Annotated in this window: 18 protein-coding genes and 1 pseudogene; 11 read left to right on the forward strand and 8 right to left on the reverse strand. The window is 67.7% G+C overall.

Annotation, left to right across the window (positions count from 1 at the left end; all coding sequences use genetic code 11):
- Positions 1 to 74 precede the first annotated feature (74 nt).
- Positions 75 to 1,445, reverse strand: a complete 1,371-nt coding sequence (locus tag RIC11_RS07370; protein WP_350209854.1) for a Na(+)-translocating NADH-quinone reductase subunit A — start codon at positions 1,443 to 1,445, stop codon at positions 75 to 77.
- 387 nt (positions 1,446 to 1,832) lie between these two features.
- Here RIC11_RS07370 and sucC point away from each other — a divergent pair, with 387 nt between their 5' ends.
- The 5 genes and pseudogenes from sucC to RIC11_RS07395 all read left to right on the forward strand — a co-directional run bounded on the left by sucC (position 1,833) and on the right by RIC11_RS07395 (position 5,860).
- Positions 1,833 to 3,020 carry an ADP-forming succinate--CoA ligase subunit beta gene (sucC, locus tag RIC11_RS07375; protein WP_350209856.1) on the forward strand — a complete coding sequence of 396 codons (1,188 nt, stop codon included), beginning with the start codon at positions 1,833 to 1,835 and terminating at the stop codon, positions 3,018 to 3,020.
- Between the two features lie 108 nt (positions 3,021 to 3,128).
- Positions 3,129 to 4,016 carry a succinate--CoA ligase subunit alpha gene (gene sucD / locus RIC11_RS07380; protein WP_350209858.1) on the forward strand — a complete coding sequence of 296 codons (888 nt, stop codon included), beginning with the start codon at positions 3,129 to 3,131 and terminating at the stop codon, positions 4,014 to 4,016.
- Positions 4,017 to 4,162: 146 nt separating this feature from the next.
- Positions 4,163 to 4,681, forward strand: coding sequence for a CHRD domain-containing protein (locus tag RIC11_RS07385; RefSeq protein ID WP_350209860.1), 519 nt, complete (start codon positions 4,163 to 4,165; stop codon positions 4,679 to 4,681).
- 243 nt (positions 4,682 to 4,924) lie between these two features.
- A pseudogene (locus RIC11_RS07390) lies at positions 4,925 to 5,107 on the forward strand (amphi-Trp domain-containing protein); the annotation flags it as partial.
- A gap of 57 nt (positions 5,108 to 5,164) precedes the next feature.
- Entirely contained in the window at positions 5,165 to 5,860 is a 696-nt protein-coding gene (locus tag RIC11_RS07395) for a hypothetical protein (protein WP_350209862.1), read from the forward strand.
- 24 nt (positions 5,861 to 5,884) lie between these two features.
- Here RIC11_RS07395 and RIC11_RS07400 read toward each other — a convergent pair whose 3' ends face one another.
- Together RIC11_RS07400 and RIC11_RS07405 are read right to left on the reverse strand one after the other, a co-directional pair.
- On the reverse strand, positions 5,885 to 6,724 hold the full coding sequence (locus tag RIC11_RS07400; RefSeq protein ID WP_350209864.1) for a hypothetical protein: 840 nt from the start codon (positions 6,722 to 6,724) through the stop codon (positions 5,885 to 5,887).
- 134 nt (positions 6,725 to 6,858) lie between these two features.
- On the reverse strand, positions 6,859 to 7,275 hold the full coding sequence (locus tag RIC11_RS07405) for a bifunctional nuclease family protein (protein WP_350209866.1): 417 nt from the start codon (positions 7,273 to 7,275) through the stop codon (positions 6,859 to 6,861).
- A gap of 198 nt (positions 7,276 to 7,473) precedes the next feature.
- Here RIC11_RS07405 and RIC11_RS07410 point away from each other — a divergent pair, with 198 nt between their 5' ends.
- Positions 7,474 to 8,748, forward strand: coding sequence for an outer membrane protein assembly factor BamB family protein (locus tag RIC11_RS07410; RefSeq protein ID WP_350209868.1), 1,275 nt, complete (start codon positions 7,474 to 7,476; stop codon positions 8,746 to 8,748).
- Positions 8,749 to 8,778: 30 nt separating this feature from the next.
- Here RIC11_RS07410 and RIC11_RS07415 read toward each other — a convergent pair whose 3' ends face one another.
- Complete coding sequence (locus tag RIC11_RS07415; protein ID WP_350209869.1) at positions 8,779 to 9,264, reverse strand: DinB family protein; 486 nt, start codon at positions 9,262 to 9,264, stop codon at positions 8,779 to 8,781.
- A gap of 104 nt (positions 9,265 to 9,368) precedes the next feature.
- Here RIC11_RS07415 and RIC11_RS07420 point away from each other — a divergent pair, with 104 nt between their 5' ends.
- The 3 genes from RIC11_RS07420 (at position 9,369) to RIC11_RS07430 (ending at position 11,713) form a co-directional block, all read left to right on the forward strand.
- Positions 9,369 to 9,716, forward strand: a complete 348-nt coding sequence (locus RIC11_RS07420; protein WP_350209871.1) for a hypothetical protein — start codon at positions 9,369 to 9,371, stop codon at positions 9,714 to 9,716.
- A gap of 294 nt (positions 9,717 to 10,010) precedes the next feature.
- Positions 10,011 to 11,039, forward strand: a complete 1,029-nt coding sequence (locus RIC11_RS07425; RefSeq protein WP_350209873.1) for a glycosyltransferase family 9 protein — start codon at positions 10,011 to 10,013, stop codon at positions 11,037 to 11,039.
- Between the two features lie 44 nt (positions 11,040 to 11,083).
- The gene (locus RIC11_RS07430) at positions 11,084 to 11,713 is read left to right on the forward strand and encodes a 2OG-Fe(II) oxygenase (protein ID WP_350209875.1); all 630 of its coding nucleotides are present in this window, start codon (positions 11,084 to 11,086) and stop codon (positions 11,711 to 11,713) included.
- A 24-nt stretch (positions 11,714 to 11,737) separates the two neighbouring features.
- Here RIC11_RS07430 and RIC11_RS07435 read toward each other — a convergent pair whose 3' ends face one another.
- Genes RIC11_RS07435 through RIC11_RS07445 form a run of 3 tightly spaced genes read right to left on the reverse strand, consistent with a single transcriptional unit; the run spans position 11,738 to position 13,782 of the window.
- Entirely contained in the window at positions 11,738 to 11,935 is a 198-nt protein-coding gene (locus RIC11_RS07435; protein WP_350209877.1) for a hypothetical protein, read from the reverse strand.
- On the reverse strand, positions 11,922 to 12,404 hold the full coding sequence (locus tag RIC11_RS07440; protein WP_350209879.1) for a type II toxin-antitoxin system VapC family toxin: 483 nt from the start codon (positions 12,402 to 12,404) through the stop codon (positions 11,922 to 11,924). The genes RIC11_RS07435 and RIC11_RS07440 overlap by 14 nt, the downstream gene beginning before the upstream one ends.
- A 13-nt stretch (positions 12,405 to 12,417) precedes the next feature.
- Positions 12,418 to 13,782: a DUF1598 domain-containing protein gene (locus RIC11_RS07445; protein WP_350209881.1), complete on the reverse strand. Its 1,365-nt coding sequence runs from the start codon at positions 13,780 to 13,782 to the stop codon at positions 12,418 to 12,420.
- Between the two features lie 486 nt (positions 13,783 to 14,268).
- Between RIC11_RS07445 and RIC11_RS07450 the strand changes: the two genes are divergently transcribed.
- On the forward strand, positions 14,269 to 16,416 hold the full coding sequence (locus tag RIC11_RS07450) for a sigma 54-interacting transcriptional regulator (protein WP_350209883.1): 2,148 nt from the start codon (positions 14,269 to 14,271) through the stop codon (positions 16,414 to 16,416).
- Between the two features lie 60 nt (positions 16,417 to 16,476).
- Here RIC11_RS07450 and RIC11_RS07455 read toward each other — a convergent pair whose 3' ends face one another.
- Positions 16,477 to 17,280, reverse strand: a complete 804-nt coding sequence (locus RIC11_RS07455) for a cyclase family protein (RefSeq protein WP_350209885.1) — start codon at positions 17,278 to 17,280, stop codon at positions 16,477 to 16,479.
- A gap of 458 nt (positions 17,281 to 17,738) precedes the next feature.
- Between RIC11_RS07455 and RIC11_RS07460 the strand changes: the two genes are divergently transcribed.
- Positions 17,739 to 19,013, forward strand: a complete 1,275-nt coding sequence (locus RIC11_RS07460) for a GIY-YIG nuclease family protein (protein ID WP_350209887.1) — start codon at positions 17,739 to 17,741, stop codon at positions 19,011 to 19,013.
- Positions 19,014 to 20,194: the final 1,181 nt, after the last annotated feature.

A 20,194-nucleotide genomic window follows, 5' to 3' on the forward strand; every position in this document is an offset into this window, starting at 1 on the left:
GTCGCTTGACGCTGGTTGAACGGTTCGCCGACCGTCACCAGCGCCGAGCGCCGAGCGCCTGGCGCCTCCCGATGTCACCCTTCTCGCTCGATCGTCGTGAGCGATTCTCGAAGCAGCGGACCGTAGTCGTTCTTGCTGGCGCACGCGTAGCTGTAAAGGCCGACATCTTCTTCGTCGAGTTGCAGCCCGCCCAGCCGCTGGATCTCGTCGGTGTCGTGAACGACCAACGACTTCAGCAGCGGCGTCGGCTCCAGGTCCAACGGCGAGACCTTCTCGTAGTTGCCGATAGGAACGATCGCCCGGTGGCTCCCCTCGGTGCTGGTCGTGAATTTGAACCCGCCCTCGGGCACGCCGATCCACCGCTGCGCGAACACGTTCGTGATCGACCACTTGCCGATACCGGGCCCCATCCAGCCGAGGAAATCGCGCTCGGTTCCCTCGGCGAGTTGCACGACCTGCACGTGGCGCCGGCCCAGGTGGGCCCGCATCTCGGTCAGCGTGCGGCCCGCGAAGAGGGAACCGCTGATCGTACGCACCCCTTCACCGGCGTCGGTCTCGGAGGTCAGGTCGCGCAGGCTGGCGCCGATCCGCGTGCGGTACAGGCAAGGCTCTTTCACGCACGGCCCCGCGACCGAAACCACCCGCTCGGTCATCAGCTCGCCGGTCAGGAACAGGTGGCCGATCGCGATCACGTCCTGATAGCCGATATCCCAGTTCTGGCGCTCCATGTTCACCGGCGCCAGGAAGTGCATGTGGGTGCCCGCGAGCCCGGCCGGGTGCGGCCCCCCGAACTCGGCCACTTCGACGCCCGACACGTCCTCGCCCGGCAGCTCCACGCCGATCCCTTTGCAGAGCCACACGGCGCCGGAGGTCAGCGTCGTCAAAACCTGCAGGCCGGCCGTGAACTCGGCCGGCTTTTCATCGATGACGACCCTGGGATCGGCAGCGAGTGGGTTGGTGTCGATCGCCGTTACGAAAACCGCGTAGGGCGATGAGCCCGGGGCGGGGACCTTGCTGAAGGGCCGTGTGCGGAAGGTTGTCCAGAGGCCCGAGTCGATCAGGTTTTGCTCGACGGCGTCGCGGTCCAGCCGGCCGAGGTTCGAGTCGGCGTAGCCCTGGAACGAGTAACGCTCGTCCCCCTCGAGTTCGATGACGATCGACTCGAACTTGCGCTTCGCGCCGCGATGGATCGCGACCACGCGACCCGCTCCCGGCGAGGCGTACTTCACGCCGGGCGTCTTCTTGTCTTCGAACAGCCACTGGCCGACGCGGACCGTGTCGCCCTCGCCGACCAGCATCGTCGGCTTCATGCCGTGGTAGTCGTCGCCAAGCAAGCCGACGCTGCCAATCGACGGGCCACGCACGATCGACTGCTTCGGCGCGCCGGCGATGGGAAGATCAAATCCCTTGGAGAACTGGTAGCGTCGCGCGATCGTGGCGGGCATGCCGTAATCGGAGGTCGGGCGTGGACTGGGCCGGCCGGTTGTTGGACGACGCCTGCAGCAGGCGTCGGGCGCGGCTCGAGAGCTTCCTTCAGCGGGGTAGACGCATCAGCGCGGCGAGAGGCCGCTGGTGGGTTTGTGAAATCTTTCACGAGATCGGCCCGCCGTCAAGACGACTCGGAGGGAATGCCAGCAAATCCTCCCAATCGCTCCAACTCGTGCCTGCCCAATCCGTCGATGCGTGCTCCGGCCGGCGGCAGCCGGGCCGTTGTTGCCCCGTCCCCCCAGACCTATACTCCGCCCTTCGCGGCTCGATCTGGCCCCGACTTGCCTCCCCGAAACGGCCCACCGCCGACGACGCAAACCGCACGGCCACAACACCTTAAGCGCATGAAGATCCACGAGCACCAAGCCAAGCAACTGTTCCGCGACGCCGGCATCGCCGTGCCCAATGGCGTGGTCGCGCGGACGCCCGACGAGGCCGCCGACGCGTTCGCCAAGCTCGGCGGCCCGGTTGCGGTCGTCAAGGCGCAGGTGCACGCCGGCGGTCGCGGCAAGGGAAAAATCAAGGGGACCGAGCAGCGTGGCGTCGAGCTCGTCAAATCGGCCGACGACGCACGGCGGGTCGCCGCCGCCTTGCTCGGGGGTGACCTCGTGACGATCCAGACCGGCCCCGACGGCCAGACGGTCAATCAGGTGCTTGTCGAGGCCGGCTGCGACATCGCCAGGGAGCTGTACCTAGGCATTGTCGTCGACCGGGCTGCGGGTAAGCCGGTGCTGATGGTAAGCACCGAAGGGGGCATGGACATCGAGAAGGTGGCCGAAGAAACGCCGCACCTTATCCACACCGCGGCCTTCGACCCCGACGCGGGGCTCCAGGCGTACCAGTCGCGCAAGCTGGCCTGGCGCTTGGGCCTGGAGGGCGCCGCCGTCCGCTCGGCCGACAAATTCATGCGGGCGATCTGCAAGCTCTTCGTCGATTGCGACTGCTCGCTGGCGGAGATCAACCCGCTGGTCGTCACCGGCGACGTGCAGCTCATGGCGCTCGACGCAAAGATCAACTTCGACGACAACGCCCTGTTCCGCCACCCGAACCTGGCCGAACTCCGCGACAAGTCTGAGGAAGACGCCAACGAGCTCCGCGCCGGCGAGGCCGGCCTCTCCTACGTGCAGCTCGAGGGCAACATCGGCTGCCTCGTCAACGGCGCCGGGCTGGCGATGAGCACCATGGACATCGTCAAACTCCACGGCGGCCAGCCCGCCAACTTCCTCGACGTCGGCGGCGGCGCCAACAAGGACCAGGTCACCGAGGCCTTCCGCATCCTGCTGGGCGACAAGAACGTCAAGGCGGTGCTGGTGAACATCTTCGGCGGCATCATGCAGTGCACGACGATCGCCAACGCCGTGCTGGCCGCGTACAAGGAAGTCGGCTTCAACGTGCCGCTCGTGGTTCGCCTGGAAGGCACCGAAGTCGAAGAGGGCCGCAAGATCCTCGCCGAGTCGGGCGTCGACATCATCACGGCCGATGGCCTGACCGACGCCGCTAAGAAAGTCGTCGCCGCCGCGACGGCGGCGTGAAAGTGAATTAACCACAAAGACACGAAGGACACGACGGCGTCACCATCGCTTCTGTCTCTCTTCGTGTCATTTGTGCCCTTCGTGGTTCAAACCGAACAAGAGAAGACGATGGCCATCCTGGTCAACAAAGAAACCCGCCTCATCTGCCAAGGCATCACCGGCAAGGCGGGCGAGTTCCACTCCAAGAACTGCCAGGAGTACGGCACCAAGCTCGTCGGCGGCGTGACGCCCGGCAAGGGCGGGCAGGCCGTGCTCGGCGTGCCGGTGTTCGACACCGTCGCCGAGGCGGTGGAGAAGGAGGGCGCCACGGCCACGATGATCTTCGTGCCGCCGCCGTTTACGGCCGACGCGATCCTCGAAGCGGCCGACGCCGGCATCGAGGTCATCTGCGCGATCACCGAAGGCGTGCCGGTCCTCGACATGGTCCGCGTGAAGCGCGAGCTCGACGCCCGCCGCGCGGCCGGGCAGCACGTCCGCTTGGTCGGCCCCAACTGCCCCGGCGTGATCACGCCCGAGGAATGCAAGATCGGCATCATGCCCGGCTACATCCATAAGAAGGGGCCGGTCGGCCTGATCAGCCGCAGCGGCACCCTCACCTACGAGGGCGTGTGGCAGCTGACGAACCTGGGACTCGGCCAGTCGACCTGCGTCGGCATCGGCGGCGACCCGGTCAACGGCACCAACTTCATCGACTGCCTCGAGCTGTTCCAGGCGGACGGCGCCACCGAGGCGATCCTCATGATGGGCGAGATCGGCGGAACGGCCGAAGAAGAAGCCGCCGCTTACATCAAGCAGCACGTGACGAAGCCGGTGGCCGCCTTCATCGCCGGCCGCACCGCGCCCCCGGGCAAGCGGATGGGACACGCCGGCGCGATCATCTCCGGCGGCAAGGGAACGGCCGAGGACAAGATCGCCGCGCTGCAGGACGCGGGCATCGAGGTCGCCGAGAGCCCGGCCGACATGGGCGCGGCGCTGAAGCGGGCGATCGGGCGGTAGGCCGGAGGAGAAGCGAGGCTGCTACCCGCGCACCGGCGCCCCCCGAAGGAGCCGGTTCTGCAGGTTTTTTCTGTTTTCTCCCATCCGCTTCTAGGCATCGCTCGTACACTCCGCGCGGTACAACTCACCTCCGGAGGAACCTAGTGATGCGCTACAGTTTGCCCCTAGTCGCCCTATTCGTCACGCCCCTTTTTGCCGGCGCGGCCCACCTTACGCAGTTCGACTTCCCGCTGTCAGTGGAGCAGACCAACCCGCCGGCCACCTTCCCGGACGGCGCGACGCTCCCCAGCGGGATGGCGAGCGTCCTGGTCGACTCCGACGCAATGACCATCTCGTGGGACGTCGATTACCAGGACCTTACCGGCCCCATCGTCGCTCCCGGCGCGCACTTCCACGGCCCTGCCGAGATCGGGTCGAACGCCGGTGTGCAGATCTTCTTGTCGGACGGCGATCCCGCTGAGCCCGCGTCGGGCAACCTGAGCGGCATGTCGCCGCTGACCAGCGATCAACTGTCGGACGTGCTTAGCGGGCTGTGGTATCTCAACATCCACACGGCGGCCAATGGGTCTGGCGAGCTCCGCGGGCAAGTCGTCCCCGAGCCGGCCGCACTGGCGATGGCCACGGTAATCTCGGCGCCGGCCCTCTTACGCCGCCGGAAGTGCTGAGGGTCGCCTCCTCCACTACGTTATCAGCCACAGCCGCCGGAGCTCCCCCGAAAGGGAGCCCCGGCGGCTTTTTTCTTGGCGGCCTCCAAGTGCGACTCCAGCCGCCCATCGGGATTCTCGCCGGTGGCGCCCGGGCGGCAGCGTATGGCGGTGAGATGAGGACACTCGCCCCTCCCGCCCCAGCCCCCGGACGCCCGCTATGGCCGACGAGCCCGACCGCGGTCTCGAGAAGTCGTACCCCTCGATCAGTTCATCGCCAAACTCCGTCGCTTGGCGGACGACCTGGAGAAAGGGGAGCAGTTCGAGATCCAAATCGCCGGCGAGCGGATCTACGTGCCCGTCCGCGCCGGGTACAACATCGAGCACGAATGCGAGGGCGCCGACGAGGAGATCGAGTTCCAGATCAAGTGGTCGGCGGCCGAGTAGTCGCCAGCGCTCTTCGGCTTGTGGTAATCTCCAGGCGTTCCCGAGGACGTCCTGCTCATGAGCGCCTACCGGTATGTCGCCTTTCCCAGCGGCTCGGCGCCAGCGGTCGACGAGCTGCGTCGCTTCCGCGGCTACGCCGAGCTGCTGAACAACCACATCGCGTACGGCGTCCGCAAACGAGACGCGGCCCTCACGATCGCGTGCGAGGCCGAGCCCTTCGACCGGCTGCGGGGGCTCGACCCGGCGTTCGAGGAACTCCTGATGCACTGGCGCGCGCGGGGCGCTGAAATCGAAGAGAAGCTGCCGTTCGCCAAAGACCCTACGCGATGGAGACAGTTCGAGAAGTCGGCGGAGAAGTCCACCGACCGAGTCGCCGCCAAAGGCAAGCCAGCAGCTGCGGCCCCGGAGCCGCCCGTCGCAGGCCCCGAACCCCGTTCCGATCACCACCGCGCTGCCGACGCACGCGCAGCCGAGGGCCTCGCCCGCCTAGCAACAGCTCGCGCGGCGGCGCGCGGCGAGGCCTACCAGCGATGGGCGGCGGCTCTGCCGTACCTGTTCTGGGCCATCGGCGTGCTCTTGCTGGTGGGAGCGGGCGTGTGGGTGGGGGCACGAATTAGGAGCCCCGGCGTTGAGTCGCGATCGCAGACCGTCGAGCGGGTCGCCGACGACGCGCTCAAGGAGCGACTCGATACACGAAGGCAGGGAAACGAGCCTGTGGCAGAAGACGGCGCCCCCGCAGAACAACCCGACTAGAACCGTCTCCTATCGGCCAGCGGATCAGGGGCGGTCTTTTGCGTCACGGATGCTGGCCAACCAAGCCCACGCGTCGGCGATCCGCCGCAGGTGGAGCATGTGGGCCTCGCCGTCCGCGCCGGGGTAACCGCGTACGACCAAACCGCCGCCCGCAGCCTCGCTGATCGGCGAGAATGCGTCGGCTCCGGCGGTCAGTTCCCGCCGCGTCAGCTGCAACTGGTCGATGAGGTAATCGGACGTCTCGACGGTGCTCGCGTACGGTTCAACCGACAGCTGCGAGTGCGTCCACAAGAAAGCCGCGTCGCCGTCGGCCGCGCGGCGGGCGAAGGCGACAAACGGCGCCATCTGCTCGGCGTCGACGCGGCGTTTGCCCTCTTCGGAGTGGATGCTCGCGTAGATCGAATCGGCGGACACGAGCGCGTCCAGCCGGTCTCGCACGGCCGGCTGCTTTAGCAATTCGCGTGCGGCCCCGTAGCCGGCGCTAAAGAACGACAAGTCGACCCGGCCCCACTCGGCGCCCTCCGACAGCCGCCCTTCGGCGACCAAGTCGTCGCGCACCTTATCGAGCAGGTAGGGGAACAGCTCGGCGTTCTCGAACGGCTCGCGGTAGGCGCCCGAAAGGCCGTTGCAGTTGATCGTCAGCAGCACGCCGGCGAGCCCCGCCTCGCGGAAAGCCGGCTCGACAGTCGGCGGCGCGCCGTGGAAGTGCACGAGCAGCGGCGGGCGGCGCCCGCAAGGCTCGCTGTCGCACGCCACGGCGGTCGTGTAGCGCAGCCGCTGAAGGCCTTCCGGCGCCGTCGGCTGCGCAGATCCGGGAGTCAAGAGCATTCCGACCCAAGCAACGGTCAACGGCACGGTGCGCATGGACTTTCCCTTTGGCGGAGGCAACTTCAGCTTTCAAATTGCAACGAAGCAGCGTAGATCGCGGGAGCGAAGGCCCACCGGGCCCAGACCCCTACGGCGGGGGCGGGCGTCGGCGCCGCCGTGGGTTAGAGGATTTACCCCTCTTGCTGTTCGCGCATCACGTCGTTGAGCACGTCTTCGGAAACGAAGATCGGCAGCGGCGGGTCGCACGTCACGGCGACGGCGATCGCGTCGCTGGGGCGGGCGTCGATCTCGACTAGCTCGCCGTCGTGCCGCACACGGAGCCGCGCGTAGTACACGTGCTCCTTCAGCTCGGTGATGACCACATCCTGCAGCTCGCCGCCGAGGCCCTCGATCGTGGCCACAAGCAGGTCGTGCGTGAGGGGGCGCGCGGTCTCGATGTGCTTCACGTGCCGGTCGATGCTCGTGGCTTCGAACCAGCCGATGAGGATGGGGAAGCTCCGCTCACCGTCGACTTCTCTGAGGTAAACGACCTGCTGGTCGTTGATCTCGCTGATGATGATCCGCGACAACTCCATAGCGACCGGCATAACGGCTTCTCCCTCGGCGGCGACTCGGCTATCCGGCCGAAGTATACGCGGTCCGATCCTCGGCTTGAACAACTTTCGCTGCCCACCGACCGGGCCCGTCCGCGCGACCCGGCCGGGCGACGCCGGTTCGACGGCGCCGGCCCTCGGCGGTACGCTAGGCCCACGCTCGCGCCCGCTCGCCCTTGGCCGGTTACCTTCATGAACGCCCTTCGCCTACTGCCATTCGTTTTGCTGCTGGCGCCAGCCGGCGCTGCCGTCGGCGACTGGCCGCAGTTCCGCGGCCCCGCGGGGAACGGGGTTGCCGACGGCGTCGAGCCGCCCCCCGAGTCTTGGAGCGAGTCGGGCGCCGTCGACTGGACGGCCGACGTGCCGGGCGAGGGCTGGAGCGCGCCGGTCGTGGCCGGCGACAACGTGCTGCTCACGGCGGCCGTGCCCACCGAGGCCGATGCCTACCGTTTCGAGGTCATTTGCTACGCCCTGCAGGACGGCGCGGAGCGTTGGCGGCGTGTCGCTTTTGAGCAAACGCCGCGCGAACCGAAGCACGGCGACAACACGTTCGCCAGCGAAACGCCGGCCGCCGACGACGAGCGAGTCTTCGCCTACTTCGGCATGAACGGGCTGGTTTGCTACACGCTCGGCGGCGACCTCGTTTGGAAGAAAGACCTCGGCGCGTACCCGATGGACAACGACTGGGGCACGTCGAGCAGCCCCGCGCTGGCCGACGGGCGGCTGTTCCTGCAAATCGACAACGAGCAAGAATCGTTCCTCGTCGCGCTCGACGCGGCCACCGGCGACGAGCTGTGGCGGGCCCAGCGCCCGAACGAGCGATCCAACTGGAGCTCTCCGATCGTCTGGAAGAACTCCCGAGGCACAGAGGTGGTGGCCGGCGGCAAGACGGTCCGCTCCTACGATGCGGCTTCCGGCCGCGAGATTTGGAGCATGGAGATCGGCGGACGCAGCTCGGCCAGCCCCTCGGCTGTGGGCGATGTGCTGTACGTGGGCAGCGAAAACCGCACCCAACGCGGCGGCACCCCCGGCGGCTTGTTCGCCGTCGGCGCCGGCGCGAGCGGCGAGATCGACGTGACCGACCCGGACGCGGCCGCCCAGGGACTCGTGTGGGCCAACACGAGCGGCGCGGTGGGCATCGCATCGCCGCTCGTGTACCACGGGCAGATCTACGTCCCCGAGCGTCGCGGCGGCGTGCTCCGCGCTCACGACGCGCAAACGGGCGAAGAGACCTTCCGAACGCGCCTGCCGGGGGGCGGCGTGTTCTGGGCCTCGCCGATCGCTATCGGCGACCGCGTCTACGTGACCGACGAACGCGGCAAGACCTTCGTACTTGCGCCGGGCCCCGAACGAGAGATCCTGCAGACGTCCGCCTTGCCCGGCCGCTTCTGGAGCACGCCGGCGGTCGCCGACGGCGCCCTCTTGTTCCGCAGCCAAGACAAGCTTTACTGCGTCCGCACTCCCTGACGCGCGTCGGCCTTGTCGTGGGCTCTCGCCTCAAACCCTCGGGAAGCCCGCCGCGCGTCGCCAACCGCTGAGCTGCCCCAGGTGCAGCGCGAGGTGAGTTGTCGCGAGGAAGGTGACCGCCGGGGCGACCGAGTCGAACTGCTTGCCCCATTCGGGGTGGTCGAAGGTGGCGGTCCACGCGTCGCGGGGCGCTTCGGCCATCGCGGCGGCGGCCCGCTCGTAACCGGCGGTGAGCTCCGCGATCAGTTGGTCCTTGCTCGGGTACTCCCCCCGATCGGAGGTCGGGCTGCTCTCCTTGCCGTAGCGTGTCCGCCACGGGTTGTCGAACGGCACGCCCCGCAGCAGGGCGACGATCACATCGTTGTACGGCGAAACATGGCCGATCAGCCACGCCGGGTGGTTGATCCCTTCGATCGGCTGCTCCGCCATCCGCTCGTCGGGCACGTCGGCAGTTAGCCGCTGGAAGCTCTCGATCCCCCAGCGGTAGGAAAACAAAAGGTGGTCGGGCGAGATCATCGTCACAGGACTGCGGTTGAGTGGGAGCAGGACGGACCGGTCTCGACCAAATCTAACGCGACCCGCCGGCCGTGACACCCGCCCGGTTGTAGAGGAGCCGCAACTTGTTCAAGCAATGGTCCGAGCGGTGGCGCGACTGGACAGGCGACCGCCGGCTGACCGACGCCATCCGCGCCGAACTGCGTCGCGGCGGCTGGGCCGTTCACTCGGCCCAGATCCGCGACGTGCGCCTCGTGGCGATCGAGCGGCCGGGCTGGGTGCAGGTCTACCGGTTCGCCGTAGAAACGACGCTCCACACCGACAACCCCCACGACCGCCGCGCCGCCGTGCTGCTGGGTCTCTCGCGCGAGGACGGCCGAAAATCCCGGATCGACGTGCTGCTGACCGAAGACGAATCGACCTGGCGAGAGCGGCTGGAAACCTGGAGCGAAGGCCTGATCCGCAGGCGGTGAGAACGCGGAGCGCGGAAGGCACTAGCCCACCGCGCTCGCGCAGCGGCCGGCTCCCGCTTCCCACGTCGCGCCTCTCATGCGTCGTCCCCCGTCCCTCCACCAACCTCCATTGCCCCCGACCGCCCTCACGCGGTAGCATCCCGCCGTCAAACCACCCGACGCCCCCCGGCCAGGACGGCCGCTAGCGTCCCCCCCGATCCGCCTGGAGCGTCACGGATGACGCGCTGCGAAGGCCCCTCTTCCCCGGCTCGTTGGGCGCGTGATCCGGATCGTCCGCGGATCTTGATCTCGCGGATGAGCGCCATCGGCGACACGATCCTCACCACGCCGGTCGCGTGCCGCTTACGCGACGCGTTCCCCGACGCGCTGATCGGCTGGGTCGTTGAACGCAAATCGTCGCGGTTCATCGTTGGACACCCGGCCGTCGACGAAACGATCGTGCTGGACCGCGGCTGGTGGGTCACCCCCACCAAGATCGAGGCAACCAAGCGACGCCTCAGCGGCTTCTGCTTCGACGTAGCCGTCGACTGCCAGAGCGTGACCAAGAGCGCCCTCGCGTGCTGGCTCTCCGGCGCCAAACTCCGCATTGGCCTCCGCGGGCAATACGGCGGCGAGCTCAGCCCGTGGCTCAACAACCGCCTGATCGAGCCGCGCCGGCCGCACCTGACCGACCGCTCCCTCGAGATGCTGGCCCCCCTGGGCGTCGGCGCGGCAGGTGAGCCGTACGAATCGGTCCGCTGGGACTTGCCGGCCTCTCCCGGCGCCGAGAAAGCGGTTGCTAGGTGGGCCCCGGCCGACGAGCCGTTCGCCGTGATCAACCCCGGCGCCACGTGGGACTCCAAGCTCTGGGAGATGGAACGTTTCGGCCGGGTCGCCGAGCGCTTGGGCCGCGAACGCGGCCTCCGGTCTTTCGTGGTTTGGGCCGGCGACCGCGAACACGCCTGGGCCCGGCTGATCTCCCGCCACAGCGGCGGCTGGGCCGAGGTCGCGCCGGCCACCTCGCTCGATGAACTGGCGGCGTTGCTGCGTCAGGCGCGGCTGATGCTCAGCGCGGACACGGGGCCGATGCACTTGGCGGTGGCCGTCGGCGCGCCGACGGTCGGCCTGTTCGGCTCGACGCGTCCCGAGGACTGCGGCCCCTACGGCGCGCCGCACCTGGCCGTGCAGAAGCGATTCCAATCCGGCGGCCGCCGCGCCCGCCGCAAGGCCGACAACTCGGCGATGCGCGAGATCACCGTCGACGACGCGTTCCGCGCTTGTCAGCGCGTCCTCGACCGCACCGCCGCCCGATACCCGAACGCCCCGATCGCCATGGCGAGCTGAACGCTCCCCGGCCCCCGCCCCTATCCCCTGTCACGTCGACCGCCATGGACCTACTGAACCTCGACGCCCTCCGCGTCGCCCCGGTCTCGTCCGACCCGTTCGAGCACCTGATCGCACGGGGCTTTGTGCCCCAGTCGGAGATGGGCCACGTTTTGGCCGACTACCCGACAATCCAGAAGGGGGGCAGCTTCCCGCAAGACGCCGTGCCCGGCGGGCCGCTCTTCGAGAAGCTCTGCCGCGCGCTGCGCGGGCCCGAGGTCCGCACGGTCTTTGCCGAGAAGTTCGGAATGGACCTGTCGAACCGCCCGACCACGCTCACCGTTCGCGGCCGCTGCCGGCTGAAGGACGGCCAGATCCACACGGACAGCAAGTCGAAGCTCGTGACGGTGCTGCTTTACCTGAACGAGCCGTGGGCCGCCGACGGAGGCCGCCTGCGTCTGCTACGCAGCGAAGACCTCAGCGACTACGCCGTCGAAGCGCCGCCCCATTTCGGCACGCTGCTGGCATTCAAGAACGGCCCGACCGCTTGGCACGGCCACGCGCCGTTCGAGGGGGTGCGTCGCGCGTTGCAGCTGAACTACGTGACCGACGAAGCGGCCGTCCGCCGCAGCGAAAGGCGGCACGGCGTGTCGGCGATGGTGAAGCGTTGGAACCCGTTCAAGCGCGCGGCCTGAAACGACCGCGGCGCCAACACGGCGTCACGCGTCAGTCACCGGCGCCCGCATCGGTAGCGTGCGATTGCTCGAATCGCTTTGGCGGAAGCGAGACATGGTGCGCCCCGACTCCGCCTGACGCCGCCGAATGTCCTCGGCGATGCGGTGCACGTCGAAGCCGAACTCGGCGGCGAGTTTGCGCTTGATCGCACGGATCTCTTCCGTCGGGTCAAGTGGTGTCATCGGACTCCGCTAGTTGCTGGGGAGTGCAAATGACCGGCGGGGGAAAGCCCGCTCCGCGACACGTGCTGGCGATTTTCTGCTGCAAATGGGGATTCAAGATGTGCTTGAAAATCCACGACACCAGGAAGTCTATACCGTTCACCGCCGCCAGTGCGATGTGGAGCGCGTCACGAGGCTCGGAGGCCGGCAAAGCCCGGTGATCTAGCAGCAGCGTCGCCAAGATCTCGGCGTCGCTCGTCTCCGTGAGAACCTCAACACGGCGGATAATGCCTAAACGTTCCGAAGCCGCCGAGGGGTCTCCATCACTGCACTCACTGATTGTCAACTCTGACACATACGGCTTGTACCTCGTACCGAGCGACCGCCACCACGTGCGAGTCAGCCGTTGCCGAGCGGCAATCGCTGGATCAGGATGGTCACGCCCGGCGATATTGCCGATCACCGTCGTTTCGACGTAGAGCGTCTCCACGAGCAACGCGGCCTCACTGCCACCACCAAGCGTCCGCGTTCGCTGCGCCCTGGCTCTCGCGCAGCTCGGCCAGCTGCGGCGACTCTTCGCTCTTGTCGGCCACCTGCCACGGGAAGACCTGCACACCGCCCGAGGCGGTGATGACCCACTTGGCGCCGCGCTTCAAGAAGCTGGCCTGCGTGGCCACGTACTTCGGCGTGGCGTACTCCTCGGGCTCGAATTCCACGGCGAGCTGCGGCGTGGCCAACTCGGCCACCGTCCACAGGTCCTCGAGCGTCAGCAGCGAAGCCACGACCGCCAGGTCGAACGCGTTCCGCACGTGGCCGAACGACGAGTCGTGATCGGCAAGTTCGTCGAACCGCTGGGTGAACAGCCCGGCCCAGCGGTCGGCGTCGGTGTTGTCTCGCCCCCCGCCCCGCGTCAGCTCGCCTTGCGCGTCGACGAAGTCTTCCTCCGACAGGCACTTCACACCCTGGCCGCGTAGCTCCCATGCGAGGCCGTCCTTGTCGCGGCCCAGCGGCTGGTAGTTGCTCGCCAGCCACCAACGTGGCAGCAAGTTCCCCTTCACCGCGCCGACATTGACCATCTCCAGGTAGCTCGGCAGGCCGCCAACCGGGGCGGGCTCGAAGCCCATCGCGATCTGCTTCATGCGGAAGTCGGCCGCCACCAGCGAGCGGGCGAAGTGGCTCGATGCCGGCACGCCGGCCACCGACACCACCTGCCGGCCGTACGCCTGCTCGAGCCGCCGCGCGGCCATCAGCGGTCCCTCTCCCGGGTTGAGCCGGCGGGTCACCTGCTGAGCGCGGGCGAGGCCCTCGGGGGTGGGGTCGATCGAGCAGCTGATCCCAGGCCCGTTGGCGCCCTCGGCGGCGCGCAGCGCGACGACCAGGTCGTCGAGCATCAGCACGGGGCGGCCGGTCGTCACGCCGACCGTGTTGCCCAGCCGGTCGACCCGCCAACCCTCGGCCGGTCCGGCGAGCACGATGTCGCCGGGCCGCTCTTCCGTGGGCGGGTAGACCAGCACGTGCTTAACACGCAGCAAGCCGGCCAGGTATCGGACTTCGTCCGGCACGGGCAGGCCCGCTTTGCGGACCTCGGCCAGCTTTTCGTTCAGCCCGCGGAGCGAAACGAACCGCTGATCCACTAGCGGCTGCAAGTCGGCCGGCGCGGGCTCGAGGCCCGCTTGCCACGCGGCGCGGAGCTGTTCGCTCCCTTCCGCTGGCGGCGCCGTCACGACGCCCTCCGCGTCGATATACACGCCGCCCACGGCCGGGGCGCGGATCAACCCGCCAGCCAACGCCGAGGACGCCGCAAGCACGGCCGCCACCGCGGCGGCTACGGCGGGGGTCGTCACGTGGTGGGCATACGGTCGTCGCATCGCAGGGGGTCTCCGCACACTGAGGGTTCGCGCCGCCGACGCGACGGGCCGTGTTGGTCTCTGTTACCGAATTCTCCGACGCGCCGAAGCGACCAATTCGCCCAAACCGCGCCGCTTGCCTGGCCTTCTCTCGCGGCGGGACAACGAGCCGTCCTAACCGAGCCAGGTCGGCCAACAACTAGCGAGCAGGCATCAGGCGCACCGGTTTGAGAATAGTTGGTAAGTCGTGTCGCAGCAAACGGTTTCGGCGGGTCGAACCAGCGAAGCCGGCGGGCCGTAATTGCCCGCGACTCGGCCGGGTTTCGCTGTTCAAAACGGCATTGTTGCAATATCGTACAGTGCAGCTGTAAACCGTTGGCTCTCTTGGCTTTCGGCCGGGCTGCCCCCGCTTGGCGGAAACCGGCCACGATTTGCCCGGCGCCAGCGGTTCGCTCCAACCCTCGTTGCCGATTCCCCAGCTCCCTGCGGTCTGTCCACCCGCCGTCGATGTCGCACACGACAGAAACGACCGACTACCTGGTGATCCGCGAGGGGTCCAAGTGGACCGACGTTTTCCGCCTGTTGCCAGGCGAGAACGTCACGATCGGCCGCGCGCCGACCAATCGCATCGTCGTCAAGGACGAACGCTGCAGCCGCAGCCACGCCGAGGTGTTCCCCTCGGCGGGCGAGTGGGTGTTGCGGGACTTGGAGAGCCGCAACGGCACGACCGTCAACGGCGCGCGGATCACCAGCGACCACACGCTCTCGCCCGGCGACATCATCCAGATCGGTTCGACCTGGCTCGCCTTCGTCGATAACCTGTCGCAGGCGTTCCCCGACTCGGGGAGCGTGCTCCGCGCGAGCAAGCCGCTGGCCGGCTCCACGAGCCTCGGCGACCTCGAGCCGGCCACGGGCGACGCCAACGGCGACGGCGGGTCTTCGGCCGAGTTCGAGCCCGACCGCTTGGAGGACGCCGAGAGCGTCCTCGAGCCGCTCGCGCTCGAACCGACCCACATCACGCACCGGCGGCTGCAGAGCCGCTACCTGGAGCCCGACTTCGACCCGGGCACCGACCCCGAGATCCTCTCGGTCGCCGACGCGCAACCCAAAGTCGGCCGCGCGGCCACGATGCTCTGCCGACTGGCGTTCGAACTCGCGAAAGAGCCCGACGTGCCGTCGCTGGCCAAGCGCGCGCTCGACGGCCTACTCGACGCGACCCAGGCGGACGCCGGCGCGGTCCTCCTACTCGACAGCCGCGAGCCCGGCGCCCCCGGCCCCGAGGCCCTCCGCCAGACCGCCGCGCGGAGCGACTCGCCGCACCGCTACCACAAGGTGTCTGACTTCCTCGCCGGCACCGTCTTGCGCGACGGCCAGGGCGTGCTCGCCCGCAACATCATGGACGACTCGCAGCTCGGCGCTCGCGACTCTAGCGGCGACATCCTCGCGACCAGCGTGCTGTGCGCACCGATCCGGCAAGAGTCCGGGCCGCTCGGCCTGGTGCACCTGTACTCGACCGACTCGGGCCGCGCGCTCGACCCGGACGACCTGGAGTTCACACTCGCGGTGGCCGACACGGTCGCCGTCGCGCTGCGGAACCTGGCGCGTCGCGACGCGCTGGCCGAGAACCTCGACAAGATCAAGCACGAGAACAGCCAGCTCCGCGAGCGGCTCGGCGTCGAGAGCGAGATCGTCGGCCGCAGCGAGGCCATCGAACGCGTCACCGGCGAGATCGCCCGCGCCGCACCGAGCCGCGCCACCGTGCTGATCCGCGGCGAGTCGGGCGTGGGCAAGGAGCTGGTCGCGCGGGCGGTCCACTTCAGCAGCCCGCGCCGTAAGGGGCCGTTCGTGTGCCTCAACTGTGCGGCGTTGTCCGAGTCGCTGCTCGAGAGCGAGCTGTTCGGCCACGAGAAGGGCGCGTTCACCGGCGCAACCGACCGCAAGGTCGGCAAGTTCGAGGCCGCCCACACCGGCACGCTGATGCTCGACGAGATCGGCGAGATGAGCCCGTCGATCCAGGCCAAGTTCCTCCGCGTGCTCGAGGGCCACGCGTTCGAACGGGTCGGCGGCAACAAGGCGATCAAGGTCGACGTGCGTGTGATCGCGGCCACGAACCGCGACCTCGAGCAGCAGGTCGCCGAGGGCCAGTTCCGGCGCGACCTCTACTTCCGGCTGCACGTGCTAGAGATCGTCGTGCCGCCGCTCCGCAAGCGGCCCGAGGACATCCCGGTGCTAGCCGGGTTCTTCCTCGAGCGCTTCAACGCCGAGACCGGCCGCCGTCTGACCGGCTACACGCCCCGCGCCACCGAGGCGATGCTCAGCTACCGCTGGCCGGGCAACGTGCGGGAGATGAAGAACGTGGTGGAGCGCGCCGTGGTGCTCGCGCGCGGCGAGGTGATCGACGTGGACGACCTGGTCCTCTCCACGCTGAAGACCAGCGGCGACACGGAGGCCGAGCTCCCCGCCGGCCGCGGCGGCTCCTACGAGCCGGTGCCCCTCGCGGAGATCGAGCGCCGGCACATCCTCGCGACGCTCAAGAGCACCGGCTGGAACAAGAGCCGCTCGGCCGGCATCCTCGGCATCGAACGCTCCACGCTCGACCGCAAGATCCGCCGCTACGAGCTGTCGGCCCACAAGCCGGCCGCGTCGAGCTCGTGAAGCGCCGCCTGGCGCGACAGCCATGGCGGTGGGAGGCGACTTTCGAGCGCGGCGGCCGCGTCACTCTTCAAGAATCGCGATGATCCGGCACGGCGCGCCGGAGCCGCCGGCGATCTTCATCGGCAACGCGACCACCCGGAAGCCGGCCGGCGGCAAGCCCGCGAGCGACGCCACGTTCTCTAGCGCCGGCACGTTCCGCTTGAACAGGTTCACGTGGCTCTGGAAGTCGGCCGACCGGCCGTAGTCGATGCTTGCGGTGTCGATGCCCACGGCCTCGATCTGCCGCTTCGTTGCGAGCCAATCGGCGGCGCTCGGGTGCAGGCCCGGAAAGCGCAGCAGGTCGACCGCCGCACGGCCGGTCTGGCTTGTGCCGAGATACTTCTCGCGGTCGGGCCAATGGCTCGCGTAACCGGTTCGCAATAAGACAATCTTGCCCTCGAGCGAAGCGTCGTTCTCTCGCTCCCAAGCGAGCAGGTCCTCGACCGTCACTTGGTAGTCGCGGTCCGCCGCGCACCTGCCCGACACGTCCACGCACGCGCCCGGCCCGACGAGCCGCTCGAGCGGAGTCTGTTCGACGGTCTGGCCCTCTTGGGCGAAGTGGAACGGCGCGTCGAGGTGCGTGCCGCCGTGCTCCGGCGCGGAAAAGCGGTTGGCCGCGTAGAAGTATCCCCGCTCGGTAAACCCGGCCGTGCCCCGCTGGAGGACGAAGCCGGTCTCCGTCGGCCAGTAGATCGTGTCGCCGTCGAACGGGTGCGTGAGGTCGACGATCGCCTCGCCGGCGTGGGCGAGCGGCGGGATCGTGGCTACAAACGCGGCTGTTGCGAGCGAACCGACAAGCGCTCCTGACAGACTGCGTTCTCCCATGGCGCCACTCAAGACTCGGCTCGGATTCAGATAATGCATAAAGGCCCGCTCGCGTCGGCGAGCAACACGATAGCGTTGCGTTAAGTCCATTCGGCCAATCTCACATCCAGGCGTGCCGCGCTCTCTCCGACGACAGGCAGAGCAGCCGCGGCGTCAGTCTTCACGGATGCTCGCATGACGTTAGACGCTCAGCATGCCTACTGGCGCTTGTCTTCGCTCTAACTCGCTTGATCGCTTGCGTCAATTTGGCCACAGTATGCTCAATCCAGTCCGACTTTAACGGCTGAGGCCGAGCAGTGCAAAACGGCGAAAAAGTCTCTCGCTTCTGCCCAAAGTGTCAGGCGCGCGTGTCAGCGTCGGCGGCCGCATTCGAGAAGCCACAACGGTGTCCGCGATGCCACGAGACGGTCAAGTTCGTTGACGTACACGAGTCGCCGCCAAAGCCAGCGGAGCCGTTTGTGCCAGAGAGCACCAAGGGGCTTTTCGACTACGCGGCCTACGTTTCGATCGCCGCCGGTATCCTCGCCGCAGTCGGAGCGATTGGTGCGTTTGTCAGCGGCGCCGAAGGAAGCGGCAGCTTCCTTGCATTCCTCGTTTTGTTTCTTGGCACGTTCCCAATCACCGCTTACGCGATCACCCACGCCGATTACATGCGGGCTCGGAGGGAGCGTGCCGAGGCAAGGGAGTTGATCGAACGACTCCTCGAGCAGAATGGTCAGGCTGTCACGAAGTGGCGTCAATTTCATTCTGATCTCGATCGCATAATCGCCGATGAACGCGCTAAACTCCAGAAGGAGGTGCACGAGAAACGAAGTGAAGCCGAAAGGATGGTAGATTTCGCCAACAACCGCGAAAAGACTATCGACAATCTTGGAAGACGCTTTCTCAACGACACTACAAAATGGGTCGGTTCAAAGCTCACTGGGCAGAACTTCTCGACGCAAAAGGACCGGCTAATTAAGGCGATTGAATTCTGCCGGAAGAACGAATACGAGGTGCCCGCCGACACCGAAGCGGAACTATTGAGTGATCTAAAGCGGGAGTATGAGGCTGTGCTACGGCGGGAGCACGCGAAAGCGGAGCAAGCGAGGATCAAGGCCAAAATCCGCGAAGAGCAGAAGGCGGAGCGGGAACTAGAGCGTGAGATGCGACGCGTGGCCGCTGAACGGCAAGCGATCGAGGCGGCCCTCGCCGAAGCGCTCGCGAAAGCTGCTGGCGAGCATACAGCCGAGGTCGAAGCGCTTCAGGCAAAGCTCACGGAAGCGGAGGCGCGCTCGCAGCGCGCGCTGTCAATGGCCCAGCAGACTCGCGCCGGACACATCTACGTGATCTCCAATGTAGGCTCGTTTGGCGAGAGTGTCTTCAAAGTTGGAATGACTCGACGTCTTGAGCCACTTGACCGGGTTAAGGAGCTCGGTGACGCGTCGGTGCCATTCCCCTTCGATGTTCACATGATGATCTCATGCGATGACGCGCCCAAGCTTGAGAACGCCCTTCACCGCGCCTTGCATGGCAGCAGGGTGAACCGAGTTAACCTCCGGAAGGAATACTTTCGAACGAACCTTGAGAGCATCCGAGAGATCGTCGTTGAACACCACGGGGAAGTCGACTACGTTGCCGAGCCAGAAGCGTTGGAGTATCGGGAATCGATTCAAATGTCTGACGACGACTTTGCGCTTGTCGAGGAGATCCAGTACGCAGCTGGAGTCGCCGACGAGGACGATTGGGAGTGAGTGCAGACGGCAAGCTCGCTACATGAGCGATTCACGCTCACGCGATTTGGTCCTAGCCCGCCCACCCCGGACAACCTGACCGCCCTTGGTCCGCTGGAACCCGGTTCCTGCTAGTTGTCCTCCCACATACCCCGCTGCCCGCGAGCATCATTACCACGATCGCTGTCACACCCCCAGCCGGTTCCGGCACGCCCACCGCTCCCGCGCCGCCGTAGGCGGCGACCCACGCGGTGTAGTCGGCCCCGTCGATCGCGCCGAGGCTCGCCGTTTCGTTCTGCAGCGGGCCGCCGTCGCGCCACACGGTGTAGTCGGCCGCGTTGACTAGGCCGTCGCCGTTGTAGTCGCCGGCCAGCGGGTCGACGACGACGCCTTCGACCAGGCCCGGGCTTCCGACGTCGAGCCCCGAGTTGTCCACAACGCTCGTCACGACCGGCGCGGCCTCGCGCGCGGCCGGGTCGCCCGGGTCGCCCGACGCGCGGACCCAGCTCGTCGGCTGCGAAGGGTCGAGCCCCAGCGCGGCGAGGCTGATCGAATCGGCGTTGTTGCTGCTGGGCCAGTCGCCCGAGTCGTCGTACACGACGCCCGCCACCGAGCCGGCCAGGCTGTCGGCGGCGACAGCCGCCTCGTACGCGCCGGCGCTACTCCAGAGCCCCACGAGGTCGCCGCCGTTGGCTAGCGCCGGCCAGTTGTCGATCGGCAAGAACAAGGCCGACCCCGCGCCTGCCGACCAGGCGGCCGCGAACTCCGTGGGCGAGGCCGCGTCGGCGTTGTACAGCACGGCCACGCCGCCGCGGGGCAACTGGCCCGCGACGACGTTCGGCTCCGCCAGCGGCGAGCCGTCGTCGTCGTCGAGGAAGTGCGGCGTCGCGGCGAAATCGATCGCCGGACCGCCGTTGACCAATTCGATCCATTCCCACTCGGTCGGGCCGTTGATCGACGCCGGGTTGTACATGATCTCGGAGATCACCAGCCCACTCGCCGAACCGGGCGGCGCGACGCCCGGGCTGCCGAAGTCGGCGCCGTTGAGCCGCTCGCCAGCGAGCACCGTAGCGGTGCTCTGGTACGCGCCGGCCTCGCCCGCGGTGCTCCGCAGCCACGACGCGCCGCTGCTCGGCGAACCGGTGGTGAAGAAGACCGACGCCTCGTTGTTGCTACGCGGCCAGTCGTCGGCGTCGTCGTAG

It is taken from the genome of Botrimarina sp. (assembly GCF_040219535.1).
In the GTDB taxonomy this organism is placed as follows: domain Bacteria; phylum Planctomycetota; class Planctomycetia; order Pirellulales; family Lacipirellulaceae; genus Botrimarina.